Below are 9,976 nucleotides of genomic sequence, written 5' to 3'. Positions count from 1 at the left end.
TAATTTCTATTGAACCGCCGTGTACCGAACGGTACGCACGGTGGTGTAAGAGGTCGGCTAATCAAATAATGATTAGCCTCCTACTTGATTTTTAAATTAATGAGGAGTGTGATTATTTAATGGACAATGGTCCCAAGCACAAAAAAAATTTAATATGTTGGAATGGATGGCACTCTATTAAATTATTTTATAAATGATATTACATCCCTTCCTAAAAGGAGGAATGTAATATGAAAAATAATTTTTATCTAAGCAGAATTTTAGGGAATAAGGTATACACGCAAGATATGAAATTTATTGGAAGACTAACTGATCTTGGAGTTATTAATGAATGAAAAAGTCCTCACGTAACCACTGCCAAAGTAAAAACTAACAGTGGATTCAAAGACTATAATTTTGAAAAATTTTCCATTACAATAGTTATTTTAATTGTATTAACTATTGTGCTATTGGTCCAGGCTATAATGCAAATATTAGGGTCTTAAATAAATTAACCATTAAAACTACAATATTTAGTATGAAAAAATAACACCTTGTTGAATATGGTGTTATTTTTTGTGGTTGACATGACCCATTATATGAATTAGTGTGGGAGTGGACAATATTTGTTTGCTAATATATAATAGAATATGTCTTATTATGATTAATTATGTCTTAATATAATTTATTATGTCTTTTGACATATATATATATATAAAACCTGTTGACGCATAACATTTTCACTACTTTATTAGGAGGTTCAACATGAATTCTTTCGATTCAACAATAATTAACTTTTTAAACAAATTTGCTCATCACTCTATAACAATTGATAATTCTTTCACTTTTATAGCAGAAAATAACTTGGTAAAGGGAGGTATTTTTGCTATATTTATATGGTGGTTTTGGTTTGAAAATAGTGATGACCAAGCTGATATAAGAGAACATATTATTTCTATAATATTAAGTTGTTTTATTGCAATGCTATTAGCAAGGATTCTGTCAGTTTCACTTCCATATAGAGAAAGGCCTCTCCATGAAGTGGCTTTAAATTTTGTGTTGCCTTATGGAATAAAACCCACGGCTTTAACCAACTGGAGCTCATTTCCAAGTGATCATGCAGTATTATTTTTTACTTTGGTAACTGGATTTTTTTACATTACAAAAAAACTTGGAATATTAGCATTTATATATACAATTATATTTATTGCATTTCCAAGAATATATTTAGGGTTTCATTACCCTACTGATATTATTTGTGGTGCTTTAATTGGAATAGTTATTGGCTGGGCAGCAAACCAAAGTATTGTATGTAATAAAATCTCTAGGCCAATTTTAAAATTCAGTGAAAAAGTACCAAGTCTTTTTTATGCTTTAATGTTTCTAATAACTTATCAAATTGCAGATTTGTTTAATAGCAGTAGACTATTTTTACATTCCTGCATGGAAATATTAAAAAGTATTATTTAACTACCATGAGGCGAATGATAGAAACCTACTAGTAATGGTAATGGTTAATAGGTTTTAATATTTTTTGTGATGGAGCTTCAATATTTGTAGAATATACAACAATAAATTTGAAAATAAAAAAGCAGTCATAAAATGACTGCTTTTTTGGTGCAGATGACAGGAATTGAACCTGCACGCCGTAAAGCGCTAGATCCTAAGTCTAGTGCGTCTGCCAATTCCGCCACATCTGCATAGTAGGGACACTTAGGTTAATTAATTCTTTTTGCACCATCGTAAAAACAAGATATTTTGAACAGATAACTGATGGTAAAAATTTCATTAATTTAAATTATAATATCATTTAACCGTATACATGTCAATATAATATTTTTATTAAAATTAAAAATTGAAGAGTTTATAAGCTTCCTTGAAATATTGTATTATTTTTTAGTTAAAGCATTAGTAAAAATAATTGTCTAAAAATGTTGAAATATAATGGAATGAGTGTTATATTTGAGTTAGAATATTCTAAATTTTCTTAAAAAACTAAAAAAGCCGGTTCATGCCAATCATAAGAATATTATATTCATGTAGTGAAATTAACGAAATTAACGAAAGTAATTAAATATATATAAAATGGAGGGATATAAATGTCAATTTATGATTTTAAAGCAATTACAATGGATGGCAAGGAAGCATCTCTGGAACAATATAGGGGAAAGGTACTAGTTATAGTTGATATGGAAAGGCAGTCTGGTGTTACACCACAGTACGAGGGCTTGGAGACACTTTATGAACAGTATAAGGATGAAGACTTTGAAATAATTGGCTATCCAACTAATAAAGGAGATTTTAAAAGCTTTGAATTAGATCCGCCTAATGAAAAAAAATTTAATGAGTTTCTTAAGGAAAGCTACCAAGAAAGCCTGGAAGAAAATCTAGTAGAAAATAATTTTACAAAATTCCTCATTGATTGTAATGGTAATATAGTTAAAAGATATGAATCTAGTACTGAATCAGCAGATATGGCATTAGATATTGATAATTTGATAGATGAATTAAAGAAGAATCATATTCCTGTAACTGAAGAACATGGAGATGAGGAGAATAATAAAAAAACTTATATTGAAAAAACTTATATTAACGAACGTAGCGATGAAGCCTTAAACATTGGAGGGAAACCTATAGACACTGTACTTAGCAATTCCAAAATGCAAAACATGTAAATTAAATCAGGTAATTTAATTAATATTTTCTATACACCGGCTACATTTGTAACTGGTGTTTTGTTTTGTAGTTTAAAAGAATAATATAGTGCTTTATGGTATAAAATCATTATACTTGAAATAAATGTATAAGAATCATTATTGTGCAAAAGAATATCTATAATCACATTAAATTTTTGCTTCACATGAGTTGTAATTTGTGGTAAAATATTTTTATCGCAGGTTTATTAGGCATAACCAGTACCATAGTAGGCATCTAAAGTAGCTGTGCGTAGTTTGTTTCTATCATAACTATAGGAGGAAAAAAGCTTATGAAAAAACTAATGAATAGTTGGAATAAAATGAGTTTAGTAAAACGAATAATTGTAGGTTTGGTTGTTGGTATTATCTTGGCTGTAACGGTTCCAGAACAAGCAAAACCAATCGTCATTTTTGGTTCTTTATTTGTAGGTGCTTTAAAATCGATTGCACCAATATTGGTATTCTTCTTGGTAATGGGAGCCATTTCTCAACATAGAAGTGGTCATGAAACCAATATGAAATCTATTATAGTCCTTTATCTTCTAGGAACATTCTTAGCTGGACTTGTAGCGGTTATTGCAAGCTTTATATTCCCAGTAGTATTAACACTTTCAGTAGAAGGTGTTAAGAATGTAACACCACCTGGTGGTATAGTTGAGGTTCTTAAAGCATTACTGTTAAATATTGTTGATAACCCAGTGAAAGCACTTTTTAATGCCAATTATATTGGTATATTGTCTTGGGCATTAGTTCTTGGTTTTGCCTTGAAAAATGCACCGGATACTACAAAAACTATGATTACAAATTTTTCAGATGCATTGACTCAAATGGTTAAATGGGTAATAAACTTTGCACCACTTGGAATCATGGGTCTAGTATTTGATGCTATTGCAACAAGCGGAGTTAGCGCCATGCTAAGCTATGGACGGTTACTAGCAGTTCTTCTCGGGTGTATGGTCTTTGTGGCTCTTGTTGTCAATCCAATTATTGTGTACGTTAATATTCGTCAAAATCCATATCCACTTGTGTTTAAATGCTTAAGGGAAAGTGGTATTACTGCGTTCTTTACACGTAGCTCAGCTGCAAACATCCCTGTAAATATGACCTTGTGTGAAGACCTGGGTTTAGATAAGGATACGTATTCAGTATCTATTCCATTAGGATCTACCATCAATATGGCTGGTGCAGCTGTTACTATTTCTGTTTTGACACTTGCTGCGGTTACCACACTTGGAATTAAAGTAGATATGCCTACGGCATTAATCCTCAGTATACTTTCGGCTGTAGCGGCATGCGGAGCTTCAGGCGTAGCTGGTGGTTCGTTATTATTAATTCCTCTAGCTTGTAGCTTATTCGGAATTCCAAATGACATTGCCATGAAGGTAGTTGGTATAGGCTTTATCGTAGGTGTTATACAAGACTCTTGCGAAACAGCACTTAACTCATCTACAGATGCACTTTTCACAGCAACAGCTGAATTTGCTAAGTGGCGTAAAGAAGGAAAAGAAATCATCATAAAGAAAAGAGTGGCATAAATTAGAAAAAAAGACATTATTAATAAATAAAAAATAAATTACGGTGTTAGTTTTACACCTACTGAAGCTCCCTATGGCAATTTATAATCTGCTATAGGGGACTTTTTTTTGAATGAAATTTGTTTCGTTGTAGGTTGAATATGCTTGCATCACTTAGTGAAAATGTGTTTATATGGAAACAATGTTGGAACTTTGATATAATAGATTATATGTTTATTTATGATTAAAATTAATTGTGAATCATTGAGGTCTCCATCAATATGGAATACACATAAATGAGTAGATAAGAAAGGAAGTGGGCATTTAGTGTTTTTGTGTACTTGTAGCACATACTCTCGCTAAAGAAAATCATGGAAATAAAAAAAATTAAGGGAAATACATTCTGTATTGATACCGGCATGTTATACATACCTTTTTATAAAATTAATCAAAAAGAAATTATTATGCTTGATTCAGGATGGGCAAAAGGTGAAAGAGAAGGAATAGATGAAATTCTGGAAAAAAACAACCTTGTGGTAGTTGGTATAATATGTACTCATGCCCATGTAGATCATGTAGGGAATAATGCATATTTGAAGGAAAAGTATAATTGTATTATAGCTATGCCAGCCTATGAAGCTCTTATTTGCAGTTCAACAATGAATCTAAAGCTTTATTATAATAGCCAAACATTATCCGAGGTCACAGAGCATTTTGGTCATATGGTCTGTAAAACAGATATTATGATTTTTGACAACCAAGATATAATATCTGTTCAAGGTATTGAATTTAAAATTATTCATACACCCGGGCATAGTCCTGCACATGTATGTATTATTACTCCTGATGATGTTGCGTATTTAGGAGATGCACTTATAAGCTATGAAGTTATGAGGGGGGCTAAAATGCCTTATGCTTTTATACTCAGTGAGGATTTGAAGAGTAAATTAAAGCTTTATGACTTAAATTGTAGCAGATATGTAGTGGCACACAAAGGGATGTATGATGATATTACAAAACTTATAACAGACAATATAGATTTCTATAAGAATAGAGCTATAAGAGTATACGATGTCATAGATGCTTCAATGACAAGGGACGATATTCTGAATGCGGTTATTAAAAAATTTAATATTCATGTAAATAGTAAATATAAATATACTATGATAGAAAGAATGTTAGGATCTTATGTGGAATATTTGAATGAAACAGGAAAGTTAGTATTAAATATGCATGAAGGATTTCTTAAATATTCTAGAGCATAAGCATTTATATAATGTTGTGATCATCCACAATCTAACAGAATATACTTAGGTGTATTCTGTAGCTTTTTAAATAAACTTAAAAAACTGTTAAATATCATAAAAACGCGCGTTAATTAGATGTAATCTAATTAATAGAGGTAATTCTAGCTCCTATGATAATTGATATATTTATGGATTCTATATAGTATAGAATTGTACAAATATAGTGGGGATGAAGAATGAAATTTGGTTATTTTGATGATCTAAAAAAAGAGTATGTTATAACTACTCCTAAGACTCCGTATCCTTGGATTAATTATCTTGGAACAGAGGATTTTTTCTCGCTAGTTTCAAATACTAGCGGTGGGTATTGTTTTTATAAGGATGCTAGGCTACGACGGCTAACTAGATATAGATATAATAGTGCACCAGTTGATAATGGGGGAAGATACTATTATATAAATGATGGTGGAGATGTTTGGACACCCGGATACATGCCAGTAAAAACCGAATTAGATTCCTATGAATGTAGGCATGGACTTGGATACACTAAGATTAGAAGTCAAAGAAACGGTATTGAAGTAGAACAATTAATGTTTGTCCCTTTAAAGTATCACGGTGAAGTAAATAGACTTAAAATAAAGAACACTTCAAGTGAAACAAAGGAAATTACAGTTTTTTCATTTATTGAGTTCTGCTTATGGAATGCTTATGATGATATGACTAACTTCCAAAGAAACTTTAGTACTGGTGAAGTAGAAATAGATGATTCTGTGATTTATCATAAAACTGAATATAGAGAAAGACGCAATCACTATTCATTCTACAGTGTCAACACAGACATAGATGGATTTGATAGTGATAGAGAGTCATTTCTTGGATTGTATAATGGGTTTGATTCACCACAAGTAGTAACTAAGGGTAAGTCCAATAATTCTGTAGCTAGTGGATGGTCACCAGTAGCCTCGCATAGTAAGGTGTTAACCCTTAAACCGGGTGAGGAAACAAGTTTGATTTTTATAATTGGATATGTAGAAAATGAAGAAGACGATAAATGGGAACGTACTGGTGTTATTAATAAGACTAAGGCTAAAGCTATGATAGGTAAATTTTGTAGCGATATTCAGGTAGAAGATGGCATGGAGGAACTAAGTAAGTATTGGTTAAATTTATTGTCAAAATACAGTATAAGTAGTGAGGATGATAAGTTAAACCGTATGGTAAATATATGGAATCCGTATCAGTGCATGGTAACTTTTAATATGTCTAGAAGTGCATCATATTTTGAGTCCGGAATAGGAAGAGGTATGGGATTTAGGGATTCTAATCAGGATTTACTTGGATTTGTACATCAAATTCCGGGTAGAGCGCGCCAGCGAATATTAGATATTGCTGCAACACAATTTGAAGATGGTGGAGCTTATCATCAATATCAACCACTAACTAAAAAAGGTAACTTTGAAGTTGGAGGAGGTTTTAATGATGATCCATTATGGCTGATTTTAGGTACGGCTGCCTATGTAAAAGAAACCGGAGATTTTAATATACTTAATGAACAAGTGGCTTTCAATTGTGATGATAATATAAAGGGTACCTTAATGGAGCATTTAAAACGTTCTTTTTATCATGTTATTAATAATCTTGGACCTAATGGACTTCCTTTAATCGGGCGAGCTGACTGGAATGATTGTTTGAATTTAAATTGTTTTTCTAAAGAACCTGACGAATCTTTTCAAACTTTCGGAGATCCAGATGGTAGAGTTGCAGAATCAGTACTTATAGCTGGAATGTTTGTTTTTATTGGACCTGAATATGTAGAGTTATGCAAGAGGCGAGGCTTAAATAAAGAAGCTATAATAGCCCAAAATCATATTGATGAAATGAAAAAGGCAGTTATAGAAAAAGGTTTTGATGGAGAGTGGTTTTTAAGAGCATATGATGCTTTTGGGAATAAAGTGGGTAGTAAAGAATGTGAAGAAGGTCAGATATATATTGAATCGCAGGGCTTCTGCGTAATGGCAGGTATTGGTGTTGAAGAGGGATTAGCATTGAAAGCATTAGATTCAGTTGCGGAAAGATTGGACACTAAATATGGTATTATGCTTTAGTCGCCATCTTATAGTAAATATGATGTAAACATTGGTGAAATTTCATCTTATCCACCTGGATATAAGGAAAATGGGGGCATCTTCTGCCACAATAACCCATGGATAATGATTGCTGAAACAGTTTTAGGCAGAGGAGATAGAGCCTTTGATTTATATAAAAAAATAGCTCCAGCCTATGTTGAGGAAATAAGTGAAATCCATAGGACCGAGCCTTATGTTTATTCACAAATGGTAGCGGGAAGAGATGCAGTGAGATATGGAGAAGCTAAAAATTCTTGGCTTACAGGCACAGCCGCATGGAATTACTTTGCAATTACTCAGTGGATATTGGGAGTTATTCCTGAATATGATGGACTTAGTGTAAATCCTTGTATTCCAAGTGCAATGGATGGGTTTAAGGTTAAAAGAGTATATAGGGGGGACACCTACAGTATTGAAGTTAAAAATCCGCAACATGTTTCAAAGGGTGTTAAAAAAATAATAGTAGATGGAAAACTTATAAATCAGAAAATACTTCCTGTGTTTGGTGATGGGGCTACACATAAAATAGAAATGGGTAAATAACTGATACTTGGAAATTCAATAACAAAAATATGTAAACGATTTTTAAAGAAACAGAGCAATTTTGATATAAATGAAGAAAATGCCATTTAAAGTAGGTTATTTAAAGGAGAATCAACTTATAGGCACTTGAAAAGCATTAGAAAATAAGGTATTATTATACAATAAACACGCGTTTAATACATTGTATGAGGGGTGCGGATATGAACAGTATAGACATAGCAAAAATCGCAGGAGTTTCAAGAAGCACTGTTTCAAGAGTAATTAATAATTATGATAATGTTCCAGAAGAAACTAGAAAAAGAATACAAGAAATAATCAGGGAAAATAATTATGTACCTCACGCATCAGCTAGAATGCTTGCAGGAGCTAAGAATAGGGTGATTGGCCTTTTTATAATTGACATGAAGGTAGATTCCAACGGCAAACAGGTTACTGGTAGTTCTTACTTTTCACCATTTCTCGGATCAGTTATAGATAATGCAAGCAAATTGGGTTATAACGTACTTGTTTCTATAGTAAGTAAACAAAAGGATTATAAAAAAGTAAAAGAAACTTTTTATAATAAGACAATATCAGGTGGGATTTTTATTGGAGAAAAAAATGGAGAGTCAGAAATAAAAGATATTATACGTTCTGGGTATAGGGTTGCGCTACTCGACCAATCTGTGAAATTAGATGAAGAAGTTTATTCAAAGTGCATAATTGTAAATGCTGATAATTATTGTGGAGCATATAAAGCCACTAATTATTTAATAGAGCTTGGTCATTCAAAAATCGCACACATAATTGGAATATCAGAAAATTTATCTGGCATTGAAAGACTGGATGCTTATAAAAAAGCATTAACAGATGCAGGAATTCCTATAAAAAATAATTTCATTGTTAAGGGTGATTTTACCATCAGTGGAGGGTATAATGCTACAAAGAAATTGCTTCAAAAGGAAATTCCCACTGCAATATTTTGTGGAAATGATAACATGGCCATAGGGGCATTGAATGCAATTAAAGAAACTAATTTAAAAGTGCCAGAAGATATTTCTATAATAGGTTTTGATGACATTGAGGTTGCAAGGTATATAAGTCCGTCCCTAACAACTGTAAAAATGAATCTTCTAGAAATGGCTTCAATAGCAACAAATACACTAATAACATCCATCGAGAACGATTCGAATTTTTCAGCAAATTATACATTGCCTATTGACTTAGTCAAAAGAAATTCATGTAAGACTCCAAAGTAAATTGTCTTACTTGATTCGTATATACCATTAATAATACCCGCTATTGCAACACCAGCATTGGTATTTTTTATCAAAGGATATACGGATGGTGCAATTAGTGGTTCACTTATAGAAGCTGCTAGAATAGATGGGTGCAACGAATTTAAAATATTTAACAAGATAGTTTTGCCTTTGATATTCCCAAGTGTGGCTACAATGTCTATATTTACATTTATTCAAACTTGGAACAATTTCTTAATACCACTTATATTGTTATTTGATCCTAAAAAATTTACTCTTCCTATAATGGTAATGCTTGCTAGAGGAACATACAAGACAGAATATGGTGCAGTTTTTGCAGGTGTAGCTATCTCTAATGTACCTATAATGATAGCCTTTATTTTCTTATCAAAGAAAATAGTAGGGGGTCTTACAGTAGGTGGAGTAAAGGGATAACTTTTATACCAATTTATTTTATAACATGAGTATTTGAATAGACCAGCTAATTAAAGTCAACTATAAATTCAAAAAAATAGTTATTAATTTTAATGCACAACAAAAAGACCATTAAGAAACACGAACAATGGTAAATTTAGTAATTATTTATATTAAACTAAGCTACCGACCTAGAGTTATTCTCTAAGTACATTCTTT

General features: G+C 31.9%; 6 protein-coding genes, 1 tRNA gene and 1 pseudogene. 7 read left to right on the top strand and 1 reads right to left on the bottom strand.

Annotation, left to right across the window (positions count from 1 at the left end):
• The first annotated feature begins 744 nt into the window (after window positions 1-744).
• A complete protein-coding gene (locus tag KPL51_RS22355) occupies window positions 745-1,449 on the top strand; it encodes a phosphatase PAP2 family protein (protein WP_216166517.1) in 705 nt (234 codons plus the stop codon).
• A gap of 145 nt (window positions 1,450-1,594) precedes the next feature.
• On the opposite strand, the gene KPL51_RS22350 is transcribed toward KPL51_RS22355, so the two are convergent.
• Window positions 1,595-1,679: transfer RNA gene (locus KPL51_RS22350), tRNA-Leu, on the bottom strand.
• Between the two features lie 399 nt (window positions 1,680-2,078).
• Here KPL51_RS22350 and KPL51_RS22345 point away from each other — a divergent pair.
• From KPL51_RS22345 to KPL51_RS22320, 6 genes and pseudogenes are all read left to right on the top strand, one after another.
• A complete protein-coding gene (locus KPL51_RS22345; RefSeq protein ID WP_216166515.1) occupies window positions 2,079-2,654 on the top strand; it encodes a redoxin domain-containing protein in 576 nt (191 codons plus the stop codon).
• A gap of 311 nt (window positions 2,655-2,965) precedes the next feature.
• On the top strand, window positions 2,966-4,210 hold the full coding sequence (gene sstT / locus KPL51_RS22340) for a serine/threonine transporter SstT (protein ID WP_216166513.1): 1,245 nt from the start codon (window positions 2,966-2,968) through the stop codon (window positions 4,208-4,210).
• A gap of 350 nt (window positions 4,211-4,560) precedes the next feature.
• A complete protein-coding gene (locus KPL51_RS22335; protein WP_216166511.1) occupies window positions 4,561-5,454 on the top strand; it encodes an MBL fold metallo-hydrolase in 894 nt (297 codons plus the stop codon).
• A gap of 218 nt (window positions 5,455-5,672) precedes the next feature.
• Window positions 5,673-8,105 (top strand): annotated as a pseudogene (locus KPL51_RS22330) (glycoside hydrolase family 94 protein).
• A gap of 200 nt (window positions 8,106-8,305) precedes the next feature.
• A complete protein-coding gene (locus tag KPL51_RS22325) occupies window positions 8,306-9,343 on the top strand; it encodes a LacI family DNA-binding transcriptional regulator (protein WP_216166509.1) in 1,038 nt (345 codons plus the stop codon).
• Window positions 9,344-9,778, top strand: coding sequence for a carbohydrate ABC transporter permease (locus KPL51_RS22320; protein WP_216166519.1), 435 nt, complete (start codon window positions 9,344-9,346; stop codon window positions 9,776-9,778).
• Window positions 9,779-9,976: the final 198 nt, after the last annotated feature.

The sequence above is a fragment of the Clostridium bowmanii genome (assembly GCF_018861315.1).
Classification (GTDB): Bacteria; Bacillota; Clostridia; order Clostridiales; family Clostridiaceae; genus Clostridium_AD; species Clostridium_AD bowmanii.
Note: the sequence above shows the minus strand (reverse complement) of the source record. Positions and strands in the feature narration are given on the sequence as shown.